At 56.3% G+C, this 20532-nt stretch carries 19 protein-coding genes; 13 read left to right on the forward strand and 6 right to left on the reverse strand.

Going from position 1 to position 20532, the window contains the following annotated elements:
- Positions 1-37 precede the first annotated feature (37 nt).
- Positions 38-1657 carry a hypothetical protein gene (locus tag ACQKLP_RS14895; RefSeq protein ID WP_427323538.1) on the forward strand — a complete coding sequence of 540 codons (1620 nt, stop codon included), beginning with the start codon at positions 38-40 and terminating at the stop codon, positions 1655-1657.
- 48 nt (positions 1658-1705) lie between these two features.
- Positions 1706-2611 carry an EamA family transporter gene (locus ACQKLP_RS14900; RefSeq protein WP_427323539.1) on the forward strand — a complete coding sequence of 302 codons (906 nt, stop codon included), beginning with the start codon at positions 1706-1708 and terminating at the stop codon, positions 2609-2611.
- Position 2612: 1 nt separating this feature from the next.
- Here the strand turns inward: ACQKLP_RS14900 and ACQKLP_RS14905 are convergent, their stop codons facing one another.
- Positions 2613-3287, reverse strand: a complete 675-nt coding sequence (locus tag ACQKLP_RS14905) for an MgtC/SapB family protein (protein ID WP_427323540.1) — start codon at positions 3285-3287, stop codon at positions 2613-2615.
- A 5-nt stretch (positions 3288-3292) separates the two neighbouring features.
- Complete coding sequence (locus tag ACQKLP_RS14910) at positions 3293-3547, reverse strand: hypothetical protein (protein WP_427323541.1); 255 nt, start codon at positions 3545-3547, stop codon at positions 3293-3295.
- 81 nt (positions 3548-3628) lie between these two features.
- Here ACQKLP_RS14910 and ACQKLP_RS14915 point away from each other — a divergent pair, with 81 nt between their 5' ends.
- A complete protein-coding gene (locus ACQKLP_RS14915; protein WP_427323542.1) occupies positions 3629-4561 on the forward strand; it encodes a phosphoribosylaminoimidazolesuccinocarboxamide synthase in 933 nt (310 codons plus the stop codon).
- Positions 4562-4600: 39 nt separating this feature from the next.
- Here the strand turns inward: ACQKLP_RS14915 and ACQKLP_RS14920 are convergent, their stop codons facing one another.
- Positions 4601-5941, reverse strand: a complete 1341-nt coding sequence (locus ACQKLP_RS14920; RefSeq protein WP_427323543.1) for a DUF418 domain-containing protein — start codon at positions 5939-5941, stop codon at positions 4601-4603.
- Positions 5942-6062: 121 nt separating this feature from the next.
- Between ACQKLP_RS14920 and ACQKLP_RS14925 the strand changes: the two genes are divergently transcribed.
- Together ACQKLP_RS14925 and ACQKLP_RS14930 are read left to right on the forward strand one after the other, a co-directional pair.
- Positions 6063-7859 (forward strand): ABC transporter ATP-binding protein, encoded by a 1797-nt coding sequence (locus ACQKLP_RS14925; RefSeq protein WP_427323544.1) that lies wholly within the window; start codon positions 6063-6065, stop codon positions 7857-7859.
- Between the two features lie 164 nt (positions 7860-8023).
- Positions 8024-8449, forward strand: a complete 426-nt coding sequence (locus ACQKLP_RS14930) for a DUF3276 family protein (RefSeq protein ID WP_126243787.1) — start codon at positions 8024-8026, stop codon at positions 8447-8449.
- A 169-nt stretch (positions 8450-8618) separates the two neighbouring features.
- Here the strand turns inward: ACQKLP_RS14930 and pgi are convergent, their stop codons facing one another.
- The gene (gene pgi / locus ACQKLP_RS14935; protein WP_427323545.1) at positions 8619-10247 is read right to left on the reverse strand and encodes a glucose-6-phosphate isomerase; all 1629 of its coding nucleotides are present in this window, start codon (positions 10245-10247) and stop codon (positions 8619-8621) included.
- Between the two features lie 68 nt (positions 10248-10315).
- Positions 10316-11125, reverse strand: a complete 810-nt coding sequence (locus ACQKLP_RS14940; protein ID WP_427323546.1) for a hypothetical protein — start codon at positions 11123-11125, stop codon at positions 10316-10318.
- Positions 11126-11255: 130 nt separating this feature from the next.
- On the opposite strand from ACQKLP_RS14940, the gene prfB reads away from it, so the two are divergent.
- Positions 11256-12351, forward strand: a protein-coding gene (prfB, locus tag ACQKLP_RS14945; RefSeq protein ID WP_427323547.1) for a peptide chain release factor 2 whose coding sequence is annotated in 2 segments (ribosomal slippage) — positions 11256-11315 and positions 11317-12351 — 1095 coding nt in all. Because the reading frame shifts where the segments join, the coding sequence is not laid out codon by codon here.
- A 50-nt stretch (positions 12352-12401) separates the two neighbouring features.
- A complete protein-coding gene (gene pruA, locus ACQKLP_RS14950) occupies positions 12402-14033 on the forward strand; it encodes an L-glutamate gamma-semialdehyde dehydrogenase (protein ID WP_427323548.1) in 1632 nt (543 codons plus the stop codon).
- A gap of 163 nt (positions 14034-14196) precedes the next feature.
- Here the strand turns inward: pruA and ACQKLP_RS14955 are convergent, their stop codons facing one another.
- Positions 14197-14709 (reverse strand): peroxiredoxin, encoded by a 513-nt coding sequence (locus ACQKLP_RS14955; RefSeq protein WP_341839794.1) that lies wholly within the window; start codon positions 14707-14709, stop codon positions 14197-14199.
- A 106-nt stretch (positions 14710-14815) separates the two neighbouring features.
- Between ACQKLP_RS14955 and pyrR the strand changes: the two genes are divergently transcribed.
- From pyrR to ACQKLP_RS14985, 6 genes are all read left to right on the forward strand, one after another.
- A complete protein-coding gene (pyrR, locus tag ACQKLP_RS14960; protein ID WP_126243792.1) occupies positions 14816-15346 on the forward strand; it encodes a bifunctional pyr operon transcriptional regulator/uracil phosphoribosyltransferase PyrR in 531 nt (176 codons plus the stop codon).
- 23 nt (positions 15347-15369) lie between these two features.
- Positions 15370-16296: an aspartate carbamoyltransferase catalytic subunit gene (locus ACQKLP_RS14965; RefSeq protein ID WP_126243971.1), complete on the forward strand. Its 927-nt coding sequence runs from the start codon at positions 15370-15372 to the stop codon at positions 16294-16296.
- Positions 16297-16370: 74 nt separating this feature from the next.
- Complete coding sequence (locus tag ACQKLP_RS14970) at positions 16371-16700, forward strand: DMT family protein (RefSeq protein ID WP_341839797.1); 330 nt, start codon at positions 16371-16373, stop codon at positions 16698-16700.
- A gap of 15 nt (positions 16701-16715) precedes the next feature.
- A complete protein-coding gene (locus tag ACQKLP_RS14975; RefSeq protein ID WP_427323549.1) occupies positions 16716-17801 on the forward strand; it encodes a serine hydrolase domain-containing protein in 1086 nt (361 codons plus the stop codon).
- Positions 17802-17890: 89 nt separating this feature from the next.
- A complete protein-coding gene (locus ACQKLP_RS14980; protein ID WP_427323550.1) occupies positions 17891-20368 on the forward strand; it encodes a PIG-L family deacetylase in 2478 nt (825 codons plus the stop codon).
- A gap of 8 nt (positions 20369-20376) precedes the next feature.
- Positions 20377-20532 carry a hypothetical protein gene (locus ACQKLP_RS14985; protein WP_164714054.1) on the forward strand — a complete coding sequence of 52 codons (156 nt, stop codon included), beginning with the start codon at positions 20377-20379 and terminating at the stop codon, positions 20530-20532.

The raw sequence follows: 20532 nt of genomic DNA on the forward strand, positions 1-20532 counted from the left end.
ACGTAGTTATACTTTTACCTAGAAACACTTCCCCAACATGTCGAATCCCTTCCTGACACCACGCCGGGCCATGATACTGGAATGCCTGTTGATCGTAGGACTGGCCTGCGTTCCGCTTTTCGCGACATTTCCTTACCGGGTCAATATTTTCCTGTCATGGGAAGGTGCGTACCGCATGTCGGAAGGCCAGGTGCCTTACCGCGATTTCGGGATGCCGTTGGGATATGGGTACTGGATCGTTCCGGCGCTGTTTTTCAAACTGTTCGGGCCGCAGATGATCTCGCTGGTCAAGGCGCAGGTGTTCCTCAATATCGTGGGCGGGCTGAGTTTCCGGTACATTCTGCAGCAGATGCGTGTGTCCCCGGGCGTGAGGCTGCTGTCGGTCATCGTGTTCGTCCTGTCTTATTCTTTCGTCAATTTCTGGCCCTGGTACAATAATACCGTGATCATTTACCAGCTCGTGGGGCTGGCGTTTTTGTTCCGCGGCCTGGGAAGCGGGCGTTGGAAATGGCCGGCGATCTTCCTGGCGGGGGCTTTCACGTTCCTGAGCTTCTTTACGAAGCAAGACGGTGGCGGGCTGGCCCTTTTGCTGGCCCTGGCGCTCCTGGCTTACCATAGCCTCAATGCCCGCCGCTGGCAGGAGCTGGCCGCGTTCCTGGGGAGCTACGTCCTGGTAGCCTGCCTTTTCATCGTACCCGCCGCGCAATACGGGTTCGGTTATTGGTTCAACCACGGGCAGCCGCCGCATTCGTCGCGGTTGGCGCTGATGGATTTCATCGATGTCTTCCTCATGGAATCGCAATGGATCAAATTCTATTTCGCCCTGATCGTGATCCTCATGTTCCCGGCGATAAAGAACATCCGCTCGCTCTGGCAAAACCGCGGGCTCATGCTGTTCCTCCTGCTGACGGTCGGCATCCTCGTGGAAGCCACGCTCTTCCAGGTAACCAGCTACACCCCGCCCGACAATAACATCTTCTTCCATGGATTCGCTATCGCGTTCATCTTCAGCCGGATGTACGACATTTCGGCCATCCGCTTCGAAAATCTCAAGCCTTTCCTGCTCACCGCCATAACTATCTTGCTCTGGTGGTCGGCTTCCTATTATAAATACATCCAGCGCATCCTCAGCCAGCTGAGCCACACCGAAGAAGTGGCCGCCGCTCCCGGCGGAGAGAATGTCGTGAACCGCCATAACTTCATGGTGGACCTCGACACCACGGATGTGCCCACCGGCAAATGGACCTTCTCGTCGCTCCCCGAATTCCGTAAAATCTACATGCCGCCGTCTACCGTAGCGGGTATTGACCGCGTAATGGCGCTCCCGGAAGTGAAAAAAGGGAAAGACGCCAAAGTGCTGAACCTCACCGAGCTCACCCCCCTCGACCACGCCATCGGCTATACGCAGGAAACCGGCCCGGAAGTGCCGCTGTGGCACCATCTGGGCGTGGCCATGTTCAACAAACAACTGGCCGCTTATACGGAAAAGGTGCGCAACAAACATTACGACCTGATATTGTACGAATACGCGCCCACGCTCAACAACTTCTTCCCCTGGGCGCTGCGCAACGAGCTCCAGCAGCATTACCGAAAGATCGACTCGTTCCACGCGCCGCGCCGGCCCACGAACGCCATCATCGAAGTATTTGTAAGGTGATGGAGGAAGCGTAGCTTTGCGTGCCGGCGCTTGCCGGACTGAAAAACCATGCAACAACGTTCCAATCGCTCCAAACTCATATTGGCGCTGAGCCTCGTCTATGTTTTATGGGGCTCCACGTACCTCGGCGTGAAAATCGCCACCGAAGTGCTGCCGCCATTCCTGCTGTCCGTTCTCCGGTTCATTCTCGCCGGCGGGCTCATGATGGGGATCGGTTTTACCGTGGAAAAGCAACGGCCCACCCGCTTGCAATGGAAAAACGCGGCGATCATCGGGGTACTGCTCATCGGGATCGGGAATAGTTCCGTCGCCTTTGCCCTGGCGTATATGCCTTCGAGCCTCGTGGCACTGTTCATCGCGGCGCTGCCGGCCTGGTTCATCGGGCTCGACTGGCTGTTTTTCAGCAGGAAACGGCCGTCCAACCTGACTTTATGGGGGCTGGTCCTCGGTTTTACCGGGCTTTTCTTCATTTTCGACCCTTTTTACCTCCTCCATCCCGATAACGTGGTGCGGAATTACCCGCTTTGGCCCATCGCCGTGCTCACGGCCGGCTCCATCGCCTGGGCGTACGGGTCGCTGTTAAGCCCCCGGCTGGACACGCCGCCGCAACTGACGTCGTCCGCCATCCAGATGTTGTCTGGCGTGGTGGTGACGGCCCTGATGAGCGCGGTGCTGGAGCAGGGGCAATGGCATTCGGTGGGGGAGATGACTATGCGGACCTGGCTGGCCATCGGGTACCTGGTGGTTTTCGGTTCGCTGGTGGGCTATACGGCTTTCAGCTGGCTGGTGAACAACGCGCCACCGCAGGTTTCGGCGACCTATGCCTATGTAAACCCCGTGGTAGCGGTGATCCTGGGCTGGGTGTTCCTCAAAGAAACCCTTGCCCCGCATGCCATGTTCGGCTCGGCGGTCGTAATTGCCGGGGTGGTGCTGATGACGTTGCGGAAGAAATAACCTATTTGGCCAGCTCCACCTCGAAACGGATCACTTCCATATTGTCCAGCAGCGCGTCGTTGACGGCTTTGAGGCGGGCCGCGCTGCCCGTCAGTTCATATTTACCTTCATAGACGATACGGCCCGAGCTTTCTTCGATAAACTTGGTGGTGGAGATGTTCTGCGCCTTCAGGCGGTGGGCCCGGAAGATGTTTTCGAGGGATTCGGGGCTGAGGGCGCTTTCGGCATATTGAATAGCGTAGTATTTACGGTCGTGCCGCCGCTGGATGATGCGCTCGAATATGCTGAACACCCACAACACGAACAGCGTAAAAAACACCGCAAATGCCGCCAGGTCGTATTTCCCGACCCCGATGGCCATGCCGATGGCGGCGGAAATCCAAATCACCGCGGCGGTCGTGATACCGTCGATCGTAAATCCACCCCTGAAAATAACGCCCGCCCCGATGAAGCCCACGCCCGTCAGGATGTTACTGGCGATACGGTCGCCCGACTGCAGGCCCCCGAAATGGATGCTCAGGATGCTGAAAAGGGCGGAGCTCATGCAGATGAGGGTGATGGTGCGCACCCCGGCGGCCTTGCGCTTCACTTCCCTTTCCAGGCCCAGCAGGAAGCCGGCCAGCATGGCAACGGCCAGTTTGACGATCATGGCGTATTCGATATGAAATGCGGTCATCGGGTTCAGCAGGTTTTGGGTACGGGGAGATGGTTTACGGCCACGAGACGGTCGAGCCGGAGCTCCCTGCCTGCTTCCGTCAGCAAAAACTCTGCCTTGTTGCGGACGTAGAGGTCGCGGATAATGGCTGTTTCCGCCTGGGGGCGGCCGGCCCCGTCGAGGAATTCCAGCAGCACGGGCTCCCGGAGCGTGGCCCAGGCTTCCAGGCGGTCGTAATAGTTACAATCGATCGGCTGATAGGAGGGGTTTTGGCTATCCATAAAAAAGCTTTGTTTTTTTGATCCCGGCTGGCCTATTTTTGCAGCACTATTCAAACAGGTAATCTATTAAAATAAACCGGAATGTTAGAATCTGCATTTAAATTTCCGAACCAGACGGCCTTTTACAAAGGTAAGGTACGGGACGTGTATACCATCGGCGATAAATGGATGGTAATGTTTGTAAGTGACCGTATCTCGGCGTTCGACGTGGTACTGCCCCGTCCGATCCCTTACAAAGGACAGGTGCTCAACCAGATCGCGGCTATTATGCTCGACGCAACGAAAGACATCGTTCCCAACTGGGTGAAATCCGTACCCCTGCCCAACGCTACTGTGGGCCTGAAGTGCGAGACCTTCCCCGTAGAAATGGTGGTTCGCGGCAACCTCACCGGCCACGCTTGGCGCACTTACAAAAGCGGTAAACGCGAGCTTTGCGGCGTAACCCTGCCTGAAGGCCTGAAGGAGAACGATTTCTTCGCTTCCCCCATCATTACCCCCACCACCAAAGCCCACGAAGGCCACGATGAAGACATTTCCCGTGAGGAAATCATCGCCCAGGGCCTGGTGAGCAAGGAAGATTACGAGAAACTGGAGCAATACACCCTCGCCCTGTTCCAACGCGGACGCGAGCTGGCGGCCAAACGCGGCCTCATCCTCGTGGATACCAAGTATGAATTCGGCAAGATCGGCGATACCATCTACCTGATCGACGAAATCCACACTCCCGACTCTTCCCGCTTCTTCTACGCCGAAGGTTACGAAGAAAAACAGGCGAAAGGCGAGCAGCAAAAGCAGCTCAGCAAGGAATTCGTACGCGAATGGCTCATGGAAAACGGTTTCCAGGGCAAAGAAGGCCAGCAGGTTCCGGAAATGACCGATGCGTTCGTTAACAGCGTAACCGAACGTTACATCGAGCTGTTCGAGAACATCACCGGCCAGCAATTCAAGAAAGAAGACTTCAGCAAGGAAGACCAGGAAAAGGTCATCCTCGAAACCCTCTCCAAACTGGGTTAATAAAAAAGGGAGCAGCCGAAACGCTGCTCCCTTTTGTTTTTATGCGATCTGCATCATGGGGGCGCCCTTCCGGAAAGGCTGCCGCTTCCAATACGTCAGCGAGCGCCAGGCCCATTCGAACGGCCCGAAGTGGAAATGCCGCAGCCAGATATTGCTGTAAATAAGCTGCAACCCCCAAATGGCGAACACCACGTAATAAATCTCGTGCCGCGCCAGCGCGCCGTACCATCCCAGCCCGACACCGTAGAAAAACAGCCCGCACAGGATGCTTTGCATGAGGTAATTGGTAAAAGCCATTTGTCCGACGGCCGCCAGCCACGCCAGCAACCGTTTCGCAAAGCCAGCCCTATACACCAGCATGATGAGCCCGATATGCCCCAGGAGCACCAACACCCGCCGGATTTCGTACCAGCTGATGAACACCCGGTCTGCCAGCAACGTTTCGTCCAGTTTAACGCCCATCCAGACGCATATCTCCCAGTAATTCAGGCTAAGCCCCAGTCCGTATCCCGCCAGCATCAACACCGCGTAAAAGCGCCGGGAACGCAGCCCCGTGAGCACACCGGCCTTGAAAAGCGCCATGCCCAGGAAGAAACAAACCATCAGGTCCCAGTAAAAGAGGCCGTACGGCGATAAGTTCTGGTTCTTTTCATTGCTGGGAAGGAGATATCCCATCACCTGGAAATAGCCGCCGCGCATGGTTTTCACCTGTTCCGCGTCCGCTTTCAGCCGGGCGGCCGGTGCCATTTCCTTGAGATGATCTTCCCAGGCTTCCTTTTGCTTCGTTTGTTCAGCAGTGAGTTTTGCGCCCTGTTTCGCCAGCAGCACGGCCTGTTCGCCTTTGATGCGGAGCTCTTTTTTCCCGTGCATGTCGAGCGTGCCCAAAAGGGTGCCCATCACGAGCGCCACGGCGGCAATGATGAGCAACGGACGGACCCCCAGGCGCCGGAAAGGGTAGAGGACCATACCGCCAAGGGCATACACGAAAAGCACGTCGCCCGTCCACAGCAGCAGGTTGGCGTCGATCAATCCGAAAGCCAGGAGCCACAGGAGCCGGCGGTAGTAAATTTCGGCCGCAGGCGTGAGGGGATTTGTCCGCCTTTCCAGCCGTTCCAGCAACAGCACGCATCCCGCGCCGAAAAGGAGCGAGAAAATACCGCGCATGGTGCCTTCGAAGAACAGGTTGACCGTCCACCACGTGTAATAATCCGGGCCGGAAAGCTCGTTGTACAGGTAAATGTCGTTCTCCCGGTTATCGGGCAAAGCGAACATGAGGATGTTCATGAGCAGGATGCCCAGCAGCGCGATGCCGCGAAGGCTGTCGATTATCTGTAATCGTTCGGTAGCGCGTAAGGGAGCCGCGCCGGGGGTAGTCAGCATAAGTCAGGTTTGCGCTAAAATTAAGGCGGGACGGCCTTCCGCCGAAATGAAAATGACGAGTGCGACTGGTCAATTCCGACAGGCGGAAAATCCGCCGCAATCGCTACATTTGTATAGCTTTATGAAACACCTCGCAGCCTTAAACAAGTTTTTCGTCCGATACAAATGGCGTTTCCTCCTCGGGATGCTTTTCACTTCGGTTTCCATCGTATTCAGCGTTTTCCAGCCCATCCTGGTCCGCCAGATCTTCGATCTGCTGGAACAGAACTTGAAAAGTTACCGCATGCTGAGCGATACGAGCCTCAAAGGCGCGTTCCGCGCCGTTTTCAGCCAGACGCTCGCGTTCTATGGCCTATCGATCCTCGGGCTGGCACTGCTCAGCGGATTTTTCATGTACCTGCAGCGGCAAACGCTCATCGTCATGAGCCGGCATATCGAGTACGATCTGAAGAACGATATCTACCAGCAATACCAGCGGATGGACCTGCATTTCTTCAAGCTCAACCGTACGGGCGACCTCATGAGCCGGATCACCGAAGACGTGAGCCGGGTGCGCATGTACGTGGGGCCGGCGCTGATGTACGCCACGCGCACGCTCATCATGATGGTGATGATCATCTGGCTCATGTGGGCCGTGAACCCCATGCTCACGCTCTATACCCTCAGCCCGCTGCCGATCCTGGCGGTGACGATCTACTTCGTGAACCGCATCATCCACAAGAAAAGCGAGCGCATCCAGGCGCAGTTGTCGAACATCACGTCGGTAGCCCAGGAGAACTATTCCGGCATCCGCGTGATCAAGTCGTACGTGCAGGAGGGCCCTTCGGCACGGCATTTCGAAGAAGCCAGCGAAGCGTACAAGCAAAGCAGTATCAGCCTCGCCAAAACGGACGCGCTGTATCAGCCGGCGATGGCGCTCATGATCGGCCTGAGCGTGATCCTGACCATCTTTATCGGCGGCATGCAGGTGATCAAGGGGAACATCACGGTGGGGAACCTCGCCGAGTTCGTGCTGTACGTGAACATGCTCACTTTCCCATTTTTCAGCATCGGATGGGTGGCGTCCATGATCCAGCGGGCGGCGGCGTCGCAACAGCGGATCAACGAATTCCTGCTGCTGGAGCCCCAGATAAAGGATGCGCCGGATGCGAAAGAAGCGCCCCTGAACGGGGAAATCCGGTTTACCGACGTGAATTTCACCTATCCGCATACGGGGATCCAGGCCTTGAAAAATTTCAACTTGCATATCAAACCCGGGGAAAAGATCGCGGTGATCGGGCGGACGGGCTCCGGCAAAACGACCATGGCGCAACTGCTGTTAAGGATGTACGATCCGCAGCAGGGGGCGATTTCGGTGGATGGGAACAACATCCGCGTGCTCAGGCTGCATAACCTCCGCAACCAGGTGGCGTATGTTCCGCAAGACGTGTTCCTGTTTTCCGATACCATCGCCAACAACATCCGTTTCGGCGAACCCTCGGCCAACGATGCCGCGGTGCAACAGGCAGCGCGCCAGGCCAGCGTGGAAAAGGATATCCTCGGCTTCCCCGATGGGTTCCAGACCGTGGTGGGCGAGCGCGGCGTAACGCTGAGCGGCGGGCAGAAACAGCGCGTTTCCATCGCCAGGGCGCTCATCCGCCAGCCGAACATCCTGCTGTTCGACGATTGCCTGTCGGCCGTAGACGCGCGGACGGAGAAGGAGATCATCGGGAACCTGTATGCGTACCTGAAAGACAGAACGGCCATTATCATCACCCACCGGATCTTCTCACTGTTCACGTTCGACAAGATCATCGTGCTGGACGAAGGCCGGATCGCGGAGGCGGGCACGCATGAAGAATTGCTGGCTAAAAACGGGTATTACGCGGAGCTATATGCACGGCAGCAAACGGGGGAGGAGGAGCGTGTAAACGAGTAATTTTCACATAGTTGTAAACAGCCGTAATTCCCTCCTGCGCGGAATATAAGATGATTTTTGAAAATCATTTAAAAATATTTTGATATTTGTAAAACAATAGTATATTTGTTGATTATTGATCACTCAAACAGGATTTGATTCGTTAACACTTAAATCTATCAACTGTGGCGTACGAAAACAACAATCAACAGGAAAGAAACAACGACAGCATCTTTTCCAAGCGATTGAAAGCGGGCAAAAGGAGAACTTATTTCTTTGATGTAAAAACGACTCGTGGCAACGATTACTTTCTCACTATCACGGAAAGTAAAAAGCGTTTCAACGACAACGGTTACGACAGGCACAAGGTATTCCTGTACAAAGAAGACTTTAACAAGTTCCTCAATGCCCTGACGGAAACCATCAACTACGTAAAAACCGAGTTGATGCCCGATTTCGACTTTGATGCTTATAACCACGACTACTCGGATTCCCGCGAAGACGAGCAGGACAGCGATGCGATCGAAGCAGTGGCTGCCGTGCGTTCCGAAGTAGCTGCCGCTGCTGAAGAAGCTCCCGCTCCGTCCGCCGAAGACGTGGACAAATGGTAGTTTCTACTTTATTCTCTCCCTGTCAACGATAAGAATTTTTAAAGCCTCCGCGATGCGGAGGCTTTTTTTATCGCCCGGGCGCATTGCCGTATAACCATGCACGTTATTTTCACGACATAAAAAAACCGCCGGACAAACATCCGGCGGTCTATATTCTTTTTTGCAGCAATTATTGGCGCATCGCCTTGAAAGCGTTGATGAGCCCGTTCGTAGACGCATCATGCGAGGCAACCTCCTCATTCCCGCCCAATTCCGGTAAAATACGGTTGGCCAGCTGCTTGCCCAGCTCAACGCCCCACTGGTCAAACGAATAAATGTTCCAGATCACGCCCTGTACAAAGATTTTGTGCTCGTACAGCGCCGTGAGCATCCCCAACGTGCGCGGTGTGATCTTTTTAATGAGGAACGAGTTAGTAGGCCGATTGCCCGTGAATACCTTGAAAGGCACCAGGTGCTCCGGCGTCCCTTCCGCACGCACTTCCTCCTCCGTTTTCCCGTTCATCAACGCTTCCGTCTGCGCAAAGAAATTGGAGAGGAGTTTATTGTGATGATCGCCCACGGGGTTGTGGCTGATGGCCGGTGCGATGAAATCGCAGGGGATCAGCTTCGTGCCCTGGTGGATGAGCTGGTAGAACGCGTGCTGGCCGTTGGTGCCGGGCTCTCCCCAAACGATGGGGCCGGTCTGCCATTCTACCGACTGCCCGTTGCGGGCCACGTATTTGCCGTTGCTTTCCATATTCCCCTGCTGGAAATAGGCCGCAAAGCGGTGCATGTACTGATCGTAGGGAAGGATGGCCTCGGAAGCGGTATCGAAGAAATTGCCGTACCACAGGCCGATCAGCGCCATGATGAGCGGAATGTTCTCTTCCGCCGGGGCCTGCTGGAAATGGAGGTCTGCCGTATGGGCGCCGCCGAGCAGCTCGCGGAAATTGGCGTAACCCACCGTCAGCGCGATAGACAGGCCGATGGCGGACCACAGGGAATAACGGCCGCCCACCCAGTCCCAGAACGCGAACATGTTTTTGGGATCGATGCCGAAAGCGGTCACGGCTTTTTCGTTGGTCGACAGCGCGGCGAAGTGCAGCGCGATGTCTTGCTCGGAACCACCGTTGGCCAGGAACCATTCGCGCGCGGTATGTGCGTTCGTCATGGTTTCCTGCGTGGTGAAGGTTTTGGAAGCGATCAGGAACAGCGTTTCGTCTGCCTTCACTTTCTTCAGCGTTTCCACGATATGCGTTCCGTCTACGTTCGATACGAAATACGGCTGGATGCCTTCTACCCAGTAGGGTTTCAGGGCCTCGGTGACCATAACGGGGCCGAGGTCGGAACCGCCGATGCCGATGTTGACGATATACTTGATCTTTTTACCGGAAAAGCCCTTCCATTCGCCGGAATGTATGCGGCGGCAGCAGTCTTCCATCTGCGCCAGCACTGCGTTCACTTCGGGCATGACGTCTTTGCCGTCCAGCAGCACGGGCGTACCGGAAAGGTTGCGCAATGCAGTGTGGAGCACGGCGCGGTTTTCGGTGGCGTTGATCTTTTCGCCGGCGAACATGGCTTTGCGGGCTTCATCGACTTTGCATTCGGCCGCCAGTTCGTGCAGCAGCTGCATGGTGCCTTCGGTTATGATGTTTTTGGAATAGTCGAACAGGATGTCTTCCAGCTGCAGCGAGAACTTCCGGAAACGGTCGGGGTCTTCGGCGAAGAGGTCGCGCATCTGGGAAATGCCCATCATTCCTGCATGGGCGAGTAGATCTTGCCAGGCTTCGGTGGCATCGGGCTGTACGGATGGGAACATGATTCGGTCTTTTAAGTTTTGATCGCGTCAAAAATACACATCGGGATCGATAGTTGTGTGCGTTTTTATCAGATGAGCGGTCGTTTCCGCAACAGTTGCATGAGGACCGACAACGCGAGAACGGCCATGATGATCGTTCCGGCGGCTACGATGGGAGGGGAGTCGGGGCTGGCGACGGCGTCCCGTTTGAGGATGATGCCGTAAAAAGCCCACACGCCGGTGATGCCGTACCACACATTGTTGAACCGGAAGATCATGAAGAGCCCCGCGAGGGTGCCGAGGACCATGCAGCCGATGGTCCAGTACACGCCGCCCACGCCGTAAAGGCTCCAGCCCATGGCTACGCCCAGGGCGGAGACATTGGCCAGCAGGGCGATGGTGACCCATCCGAAATACACACCGAACGGGAAAAAGACGAAGGCTTTCTCGGCCAGGGGCGCGTCGGGGTCGGCGATCCGGAAGCGGGCGTGGATGCGGACGAGCGTGAAGAGGAGGAATATCATGAGGAGGACGGACAGCCAGATCAGTTCATAATGCCATGCGAACAGCCAGCAGGCATTGGCGAGGCAGCTGAGGAGGAACCACGGCCCCATGCGCTCCATCATCCGCGCCAGATCAGCCTCCCGGCCGGGCGCGAAGGCCAGCCAGAGCTGGTAGCCCGCAAAGGCGAGGAGGCCCAGGTAAATCACGCTCCATATGCTGAACGTAATGGGGGCAGGCGTAAACAGATTGGGGTACAATCCGGAAATCTCCCCGGTAGTACGGCCGTTCAGCGTGGCCGTATTGGCCATCACGTTGACGCCGATCACCACCAGTAAAGCCACCAGGTTGAAAAAAGCCTGCTGCCGGAAATGAGGTATGCTCATGCGGGTCTCCATACGGGATTTCTTTAGATGACATTCTCGCGCAAAAATCTTTCCAATCTGAATTTACATATTAAAAATGAATTGATTAGCAACCGAATTCCGTTTTCGTATTTCGTTAATAATAATTTATCTTTGCGGACTTATGACAACAGAACAACTTAAGGCTATGAGGGATCGTTTGTACGTCCTGGGAGGTTTTCTTTAACGTCCAGGACCGTATAGACAAAATCGAAAATGATAAGCAAATGACCCTCGCTCCCGGCTTCTGGGACGATAACGAAAGGGCGACCGCCATTCTCAAGGAAATCAAGGTAAACAAGTTTTGGGTGGACCTTCACGACAGCGTGCGCACGGCTATCGAAGACAGTGCCGTACTGCTCGACTTCCAGAAGGAAGGAGAGGCGACCGAAGAAGAAGTGAACACGGCGTACAACGGTGCCCTTCAGGCGCTGGACGAGCTGGAGTTCAAATCTACCCTTAACCAGCCGGAAGACGAGATGCCTGCCGTGCTCACGATCAACTCGGGAGCGGGCGGCACCGAAAGCCAGGACTGGGCCGAGATGCTCCTGCGCATGTACCGCATGTACGGTGAAAAACAGGGGTGGAAGGTCAGCGAGATCGACGTGCAATACGGAGACGGCGCGGGCATCAAATCCGCTACGCTCGAATTCGACGGAGAGTTCGCCTACGGCCTGCTGAAGGCCGAAAGCGGCGTGCACCGCCTGGTGCGTATTTCCCCGTTCGACTCCAACGCACGCCGGCATACTTCCTTCGCTTCCGTGTTCGTATACCCGCTGGTAGACGATACCATCGAGGTGACGGTGAACCCGGCAGACCTGGAATGGGAATTTTACCGTTCCGGCGGTAAGGGCGGCCAGAACGTGAACAAGGTGGAAACCGCGGTACGTTTGAAGCACATCCCTTCCGGCATCATCATCGAGTGCCAGCAGGCGCGTACGCAGGGCGAGAACCGTGAAAAGGCGCTCACCATGCTGAAATCGCGGCTGTACGAAGAAGAGATCCGCAAGCGCGAGGAACTGAAAAACGCCACCAACGCCAATAAACGCAAGATCGAATGGGGATCCCAGATCCGGTCGTACGTTTTCCATCCCTACAAAATGATCAAAGACCACCGCACCGATTTCGAAGTCGGCAACGTGGGCCCGGTGATGGACGGCGAGCTGGACGGTTTCATCAAGGCTTACCTCATGATGCAGAAAGAAGACGAAAAAGGCTGACGCTTAGCCTGAAGTGAACAATATTGATAACCGAAACAACAATCTAAGCCATGCATAATGCTTATTTTGACTTTGCAGCACCAACCAACGAGCCGGTTCTCACTTACGGTCCCGGCACCCCCGAGAAAGCAGCACTGAAAAAACAGCTGGCCGCCTTCAAGGCCGTGGAAATGGACATCCCGATGTACATCGGCGGCAAGGAAGTGCGCACCGGCAAAACGGTGGACATCCGCCCTCCGCATGAGATCAAGCATAAGCTGGGCCACTTCCACGCGGGAGACGCCAGCCATGTGAAAGAAGCCATCGCCGCCGCACTGGCAGCACGCCAGCGTTGGGCCGATACGCCCTGGGAGCAGCGCGCCGCCATCTTCCTGAAAGCCGCCGAGCTCCTCGCCACCAAGTACCGCGCGCACACCAACGCCGCTACCATGCTGGGCCAGAGCAAGAACGCCTACCAGGCGGAAATCGATTCGGCCTGCGAACTGATCGACTTCCTCCGCTTCAACGTACACTATCTCACCGAGATCTACCGCCAGCAGCCCGTTAGCTCGCCCGGCGTCCATAACAGAATGGAATACCGTCCGCTCGAAGGTTTCGTGCTGGCCGTAACGCCGTTCAACTTCTCCGCCATCGGCGGCAACCTGCCCACCTCCGCCGCCATGTGCGGCAACGTAGTGGTTTGGAAGCCCGCCAATACCGCGGTGTACCACGCCAGCTTCTTCATGAAAGTGCTCATGGAAGCCGGTTTGCCCGACGGCGTGATCAACCTGGTATATGCAGACGGCCCCACCATCGGCGACATCTGCTTTGCGCATCCCGATTTCGCCGGCATCCACTTCACCGGTTCCACCGGCGTGTTCCAGACCATGTGGAAAACCATCGGCAACAACATTTCCAAATACAAGACCTATCCCCGCATCGTGGGCGAAACGGGCGGTAAGGATTTCGTGCTCGTGCACAAATCCGCCGACGTAGACGCCGTTGTGACCGGTCTTGCCCGCGGTGCCTTCGAGTTCCAGGGCCAGAAATGTTCCGCCGCTTCCCGCGCTTATCTCCCCAGCAACCTCGCCGAAGAGATCAAGACGAAACTGGCAGCCGAGCTGAAAACCATGAAAATGGGCACCACGGAAGATTTCACCAACTTCATCAACGCCGTGATCGACGAACGCTCGTTCGATAAGATCGCTACGTATATCGACAACGCGAAGAAAGACCCCAAGGCGAAGATCATCGCCGGCGGTAATTACAGCAAAACGGAAGGCTACTTCATCGAGCCCACCGTCATTGAAGCCTCCGATCCGAAATACGTGACCATGTGCGAAGAGATCTTCGGCCCCGTGCTGTCTATCTATACGTACGACGCGGATAAATTCGAAGAAGCCATCGAACTGGTAGACGGCACCAGCGAATACGCCCTCACCGGCGCCATTTTCGCGCAAGACCGCTACGCGCTCGAGCTCGCTACCAAAAAACTGGTAAACGCAGCCGGCAACTTCTACCTGAACGACAAGCCGACCGGCGCAGTGGTAGGCCAGCAGCCCTTCGGCGGCGCCCGTGCATCGGGCACCAACGACAAAGCCGGCTCGCAGCTGAACCTCTACCGCTGGCTCAGCGCGCGTACCGTGAAAGAAACCCTCGTTTCCCCCACGGATTACCGTTACCCGTTCCTGAAAGAGGCGTAATGCCGAAAGCATACAAATCATATCGAAGCCGCTCCCGACGGGAGCGGCTTTTTTTTGCCGAAGAAAGCTGGAAAGCATAAGGGCAGGGGCTTTCCGGATTCCGGGAAAATAAAAGAGGCGCCCTGATGCAGGGCGCCTCTTTCCAAATTCCGTGCGATTAGGATTACAGCTTCTTGATCGCCGCCAGGGCTTCGTCCACGTGCTGGGTAGCCTGCGTCATGGAGTTGAACTGGTGGACCACGGTGCCCTTACGGTCGAGCACATACGTAACACGGCCGGGGAGCATCATGGTTTTGGGGACCCCGAACAGCTTGCGGACCTCGTTCTTTTCGTCGGCCAGCAGGGTGAAGGGGAGGTTATGCTTTTCGGCGAATTTTTTATGGGAAGCCACATCGTCCGAACTGATGCCGACCACCTGCGCGCCGGCATCGGTAAATGCGGCGAAGCTGTCGCGGAAGGAGCAGGCCTCCTTGGTACAGCCCGGCGTATCGTCTTTCGGATAGAAATATACGACAACTGGCCCCTTTGCCAGGGCTTCGGAAAGGCGGAAAGTGTGGTTGTCCTGGTCCTGCAGCGAAAAATCGGGAACGGTGGCGCCCGTTTTGAGCTGGGCGGAGGCGTCGGAGAACAGGCCGAACAGCGATAAGGTGATGAGCATGGTTTTCAAGATTTTCATGACCGGTTGCTTTTGTCTTTCCAAAGTTACGTTAACCGGCTCCTTCCGCAATCATTTTTTATTCCGGTCCGTCATCCGTATTTTTGACTTTTAAACTTGACCTGATTTGAAATCAATCCTGACAGACCGGCAACTGGCGATCACGATCGAAAGGCTGAGCCACCAGCTGGTGGAGAACCACCTGGATTTCAGGGATACCGTGCTGATCGGCCTCCAGCCCCGGGGTATTTATTTGTCGGACCGGATCCACCGCCACCTCCAGGCGCTCGTTCCCTCCGCCAATATTCCCTATGGCAAGCTCGACATCACTTTTTACCGCGACGATTTCAAGAGCGGTAAAACCCTGCATGTTCCCAATGAGACCGACATCGAATTTTCCATCGACGATAAAAAGGTGATCCTGGTAGACGACGTGCTGTATACCGGCCGTACCATCCGTTCCGCCATGGATGCGATACTGGACTTCGGCCGGCCGGCGAAAGTGGAGCTCTGCGTGCTGATCGACCGCCGTTTCAGCCGTGAACTGCCCATCCAGCCCGATTATACGGGCCGTACGATAGATGCGATCATCACAGAGCGCGTAAAAGTTTTGTGGAATGAGCGCGACGGGAAAGACGAAGTTGTGCTGACAGCATAAAAACCATATATTTGCACCTTAGAATGTCACTGTCTGTAAAACATCTGCTGGGTATACGTGACCTGACGCGTCAGGATATAGAACTCGTCTTTCAAACGGCTGATCAATTCAAGGAAGTATTGCAGCGCCCGATCAAGAAAGTGCCCACCTTACGGGATACCACCATCGTCAATGTATTTTTCGAGAATTCCACACGCACGCGGCTCTCTTTTGAGCTGGCGGAAAAGCGCCTTGGCGCCGATGTGATGAACTTCTCCGCTTCCGGATCCTCCGTATCCAAAGGCGAAACCCTCATCGATACCGTCAACAACATCCTGTCCATGAAAGTGGATATGGTGGTGATGCGGCACTCGGCCACGGGGGCGCCCCACTTCCTCGCCAAACACATCAACGTACCCATCGTCAACGCCGGAGACGGCATCAACGAGCATCCCACACAGGCCCTGCTCGACGCGTTTTCCATCCGCGAGAAACTGGGCTCGGTGGAAGGGAAGAAGATCGCCATTTGCGGCGATATCATGCATTCCCGCGTGGCCCTGTCCAATATCTACTGCCTGAAGAAACTGGGCGCGGAGGTGACCGTTGTAGGCCCGCCGACGCTCATTCCCAAACATATCGGCAACGCTCTCGGCGTGAACGTGTCTTACGACATCAGGGAAACCCTGAAATGGGCAGACGTGGCCAACGTGCTCCGCATCCAGCTGGAGCGCCAAAACATGCCGCTGTTCTCGACCCTCCGGGAATATTCCCTCGCTTACGGCGTGAACCGCAAACTGCTCGACAGCCTCGGCAAAGAGATCGTCATCATGCACCCCGGGCCCATCAACCGCGGTGTGGAGCTCAGTTCCGACGTGGCGGATTCCGGCCAGAGCATCATCCTCGACCAGGTCGAAAACGGCGTGGCCACCCGCATGGCCGTACTGTACCTCCTGGCCCGGAAAGAAAATTGATTCCGTTCAAAATATTCCAAAGAACTCCCGGTGCGGCCGGGAGTTTTTTTATGCCCAAAACTGTAAATTAGCATATGCGTACGATCTTCCTGCTCCTCATCTCCAACGTCTTCATGACCTTTGCCTGGTATGGCCATCTCAAGAACACGAACGTGCCGCTGTGGAAAGTGGTGCTGGTGAGCTGGGGGATCGCTTTTTTCGAGTACTGCTTCATGGTACCGGCCAACCGGCTCGGGTATCTCGACGGGTTTAACGGGTTCCAGCTGAAGATGGTCCAGGAAGTGATCACGCTGACGGTTTTCTGCGTGTTCGCGGTGATCTGGCTGAAGGAGCCCCTGCGCTGGAATTACCTCATTTCCTTCTCGCTGCTCCTGGGAGCGGTCTATTTCATGTTCAAAAAATAAGTAATTCCCGCTCCTATGATACGTTCCCTACTGGCTTCCGTGCTGCTGCTGCCCGCACTGGCCGGCTTCAGCCAAAAATCCGACAACCCGATGCGGTCGGCCCTCGACAAACAAGTGGATTCCCTCGTGCGCGCCGCATTTGCCCGCGAAGAATGCGTGGGCCTGGTGATCGGGGTGATCGACGGCGGCAAAACCTATACCTGGGCCTACGGCGAAACCGCACTGGGAAACGGGCAACTTCCGGATAAAAATACCATCTTCCAGATCGGTTCCATCACCAAAACGTTCACCGGCATCATGCTGGCAGCGCAAATCGGCCGCGGACAGGTAAAGGCCGACGGACTGATCTCTCAATACGTTCCCGATTCGGTAAAACTGAAGTGGTTCGACGATAAGCCCGTAACCATGCTCATGCTCACCAACCATACTTCCGCGATCCCGCGGTGGGAGCCGGTGATGAAATATCCGGGGTTCAACATCGCACAGCCTTACGCGCATTTCCAAACCGCGCAGTTATATCATTTCCTGAACCATTACGAGCCCACCGAGGCGCCCGGCATGCGGTATGATTATTCCAACATCGCGGTGGGATTACTGGGCGAATTGCTGGCGCGGAACGCCGGTACCACTTACGCCCAATTGCTGGAAAGGGAAATCACCCGGCCGTTGAAGATGCACGATACCCGCATCACCGATTCCCCCGAACTGCCTGCGCGGATGGCGCAGGGGTACGATAGGGGGCGGAAGACGGAACAGCCCTGGATCATGTCCGCCCTTGCCGGCGCGGGCGGTATCCAGTCTACCATGACCGATATGCTGAAATATGCCCGGGCCAACATGGAGCCCGGAAATGAGGCTTTCGGCGCCGCGGTACGGCTGAGCCACCAGCAAACCTTCGCCGACAGCAACGCCATTATTGCGATGGGCTGGCACATCAGCCGCGTGAAAGGGCATACCATCGTGCAGCACGGCGGGCAGACCGGCGGTTACAATTCCTATATCGGCGTGGAACCGGCGGAGAAAAAAGCGGTGATCATCCTGTCTAACGAAGCCGCCGCCAACCAGGTAGGATGGCCCCTGCAAATGTACCTCACAAGATAATTTCCGCTTGCTGATTTAATCCACCAGCGGCAACGCGTTGCAACATTTAATCCCTATTTTTGACGACTGACAAAACCGGTAACTATTTCATGTTGAACATCCGAACCCTTACGGGCCTGGCTACAGCCTTGCTGCTGGCCGTTTCCGGCACAAAGGCGCAAACCGCCCCGGTGATGCACGCAGCCGATATCCAGCTGCAGTTGCAGAAACTGAATACATTGGGCAGCGTACTGTACGTTGCCGCCCATCCCGACGACGAAAATACCCGCCTGCTGGGCTTCCTGGCCCGCGAAGGCAAATACCGCACCGGCTATCTTTCGCTCACGCGCGGCGATGGCGGGCAGAACCTCATCGGCAACGAACAGGCCGAGCTGCTGGGGCTCATCCGCACCCAGGAACTGCTGGCCGCCCGCCGGATCGACGGGGCCGAGCAATTTTTCACCCGCGCCAACGACTTCGGTTTTTCCAAAAACCCGGAAGAAACCTTCACGATCTGGGACCGCAAGAAGGTACTGGGAGACGTGGTTTGGGTGATCCGGAAATTCCGGCCCGACGTGATCATTTGCCGTTTCCCGGCAGACAGCAGGGCAGGGCACGGCCATCATACCGCCTCCGCCATGTTGGCGGCCGAAGCGTTCAAAGCCGCGGCAGATCCCGCGCAATATCCCGAACAACTGAAGTCCGTGGAGGTGTGGCAGGCGAAAAGACTGCTTTGGAACACGTTCAATTTCGGCAGCAACAATACCATTTCCGAAGACCAGTTCAAGATGCAGGTAGGCGCCTACAACGCGCTCCTGGGCAAGGGTTACGGAGAAATCGCGGCAGAAAGCCGCAGCCAGCACAAAAGCCAGGGCTTCGGCGTGCCTTCGGGCCGCGGCAACGCTACCGAATACTTTATGACCATCCTGGGAGACGCGCCTTCCAAAGATCTCATGGACGGTATTAACACCTCCTGGGCCCGTGTGCCCGGTGCAGACGCCGTGGCACAGCAGATACAGGCGGTAACGAAAGATTACCGGACCGAAACGCCCTCCGCCAGCGTGCCCGCACTGCTGGCCGTGCGCAAAAGCCTCCTGGCGCTGCCCGACGGTTACTGGAAAACTCAGAAACTAAAGGAAACGGAACAGCTTATCATCGCCTGCTCCGGAATTTGGGCCGAAGCGTTCTCCGCATCCGCGGAAGTAGTGCCCGGCGGCCCCATGAAAAGCCAGCTGCAGATCATCAACCGCAGCAACGTGCCCGTCCGCCTCGAGAAAGTGACCTACAACGGAACGGAAAATACCTCGCTCGCCCGCGAACTCGCGTTCAACGAGCTCAATACCATCCCCGCCGATTTTCCCCTGCCGGCGGAAACGCCTTTCTCGCAGCCTTACTGGCTGCAAGACCCGCATCCGCTGGGCGCTTACGTCATCCGCGACAATAACATGGTCGGCTACCCGGAAAACAAACCTTCCCTCACCGCTACGTTTTTCCTCCGTTTCGGCGACCAGGCCATCACCCTCCAGCGGCCATTCATTTACAAATTCACCGACCCGGTAAAAGGCGAAGTGTATAACCCGCTGGTGATCGCTCCGCCGGTGGTATCTTACCTCCAGAACCAGGTCTACATTTATACCCAGGCCGCACCGCAGGCCGTTCCCGTGAAAATCCGCGCCATCCAGCCGGGCGTTTCGGGGAAAGTGAAGCTGCGCCTGCCCCAGGGCTTCTCTGCCGATCAGGCCGCTATTCCTTTCAGCCTGAAAGAAAAGGGAGACGAGGCGGAAGTGGTTTTCCAGGTGAAACCGCAACAGGTCAATGGCCGTCAGCTCACCGACACCATGAGCGTTTCGGTGGAAGTTAACGGGAAGGAATACACGAACAGCATGACCGTCATCGCCTACGACCACATTCCTGCCATCACGCTGTTCCCGCCCACGGAGGCGCGGCTCGTGACGCTCAACCTGAAATACAACGGGCGCAACATCGGGTACATCCCCGGGGCGGGCGACAAAGTCGCGGAAAGCCTCCGCCAGGTGGGCTATACGGTAACTTTACTCGGCGAAAAGGAGATCATGCAAGGCGATCTTTCCGGCTACGACGCCATCATCACCGGCGTGCGCGCCTACAACACGCAGGAGCGCCTCCGCTACTGGCAGCCGCGCCTCCTCGAATACGTGAAGAACGGCGGTACGCTACTGGTCCAATACAATACCAACGGCGCCCTTGTCACCAACCAGCTCGGGCCTTATCCGTTCACGCTCTCGCGCGACCGGGTGACCGACGAGCATGCGGCCGTGACGTTCCTCACACCGCAGGATAAATCGATGACCTATCCCAATGCCCTCACCACGGCCGATTTCAACGGATGGGTGCAGGAGCGGGGACTGTATTTCCCGGCAAATGCCGACGCACAATACGTACAACCCTTCAGCATGAAAGACCCCGGCGAGAAAGACCTCTCCGGGTCCACGCTGGTGGCCCGTTACGGGAAAGGGAAGTATGTCTACACCGGGCTGTCGTTCTTCCGCCAGCTGCCTGCCGGCGTTCCGGGCGCTTACAGATTATTCGTGAACCTGATCGCTAAATAAAGACAGATATGAGTGGTAGAAAAGACCGCGTTACGATTTCCGCAGGGCTCTGCATCGCCATCGGGCTGGCCATCGGGTTCCTCATCAAAAAGGTCCATATCGGCCTGCTGATCGGCCTCGCCCTGGGATTGCTCGGCGGCGGATTATTGTCCAAACGCAATTGA

It is taken from the genome of Chitinophaga sp. NPDC101104, from assembly GCF_050277495.1.
GTDB lineage: Bacteria > Bacteroidota > Bacteroidia > Chitinophagales > Chitinophagaceae > Chitinophaga.

Excerpts from the sequence above, each read along its gene's own strand:
- ACQKLP_RS14895 (WP_427323538.1), top strand. The coding sequence starts at position 38 with ATGTCGAATCCCTTCCTGACACCACGCCGGGCCATGATACTGGAATGC.
- ACQKLP_RS14900 (WP_427323539.1), top strand. The coding sequence starts at position 1,706 with ATGCAACAACGTTCCAATCGCTCCAAACTCATATTGGCGCTGAGCCTC.
- ACQKLP_RS14905 (WP_427323540.1), bottom strand. The coding sequence starts at position 3,287 with ATGACCGCATTTCATATCGAATACGCCATGATCGTCAAACTGGCCGTT.
- ACQKLP_RS14910 (WP_427323541.1), bottom strand. The coding sequence starts at position 3,547 with ATGGATAGCCAAAACCCCTCCTATCAGCCGATCGATTGTAACTATTAC.
- ACQKLP_RS14915 (WP_427323542.1), top strand. The coding sequence starts at position 3,629 with ATGTTAGAATCTGCATTTAAATTTCCGAACCAGACGGCCTTTTACAAA.
- ACQKLP_RS14920 (WP_427323543.1), bottom strand. The coding sequence starts at position 5,941 with ATGCTGACTACCCCCGGCGCGGCTCCCTTACGCGCTACCGAACGATTA.
- ACQKLP_RS14925 (WP_427323544.1), top strand. The coding sequence starts at position 6,063 with ATGAAACACCTCGCAGCCTTAAACAAGTTTTTCGTCCGATACAAATGG.
- pgi (WP_427323545.1), bottom strand. The coding sequence starts at position 10,247 with ATGTTCCCATCCGTACAGCCCGATGCCACCGAAGCCTGGCAAGATCTA.
- ACQKLP_RS14940 (WP_427323546.1), bottom strand. The coding sequence starts at position 11,125 with ATGGAGACCCGCATGAGCATACCTCATTTCCGGCAGCAGGCTTTTTTC.
- pruA (WP_427323548.1), top strand. The coding sequence starts at position 12,402 with ATGCATAATGCTTATTTTGACTTTGCAGCACCAACCAACGAGCCGGTT.
- ACQKLP_RS14955 (WP_341839794.1), bottom strand. The coding sequence starts at position 14,709 with ATGAAAATCTTGAAAACCATGCTCATCACCTTATCGCTGTTCGGCCTG.
- ACQKLP_RS14965 (WP_126243971.1), top strand. The coding sequence starts at position 15,370 with ATGTCACTGTCTGTAAAACATCTGCTGGGTATACGTGACCTGACGCGT.
- ACQKLP_RS14970 (WP_341839797.1), top strand. The coding sequence starts at position 16,371 with ATGCGTACGATCTTCCTGCTCCTCATCTCCAACGTCTTCATGACCTTT.
- ACQKLP_RS14975 (WP_427323549.1), top strand. The coding sequence starts at position 16,716 with ATGATACGTTCCCTACTGGCTTCCGTGCTGCTGCTGCCCGCACTGGCC.
- ACQKLP_RS14980 (WP_427323550.1), top strand. The coding sequence starts at position 17,891 with ATGTTGAACATCCGAACCCTTACGGGCCTGGCTACAGCCTTGCTGCTG.
- ACQKLP_RS14985 (WP_164714054.1), top strand. The coding sequence starts at position 20,377 with ATGAGTGGTAGAAAAGACCGCGTTACGATTTCCGCAGGGCTCTGCATC.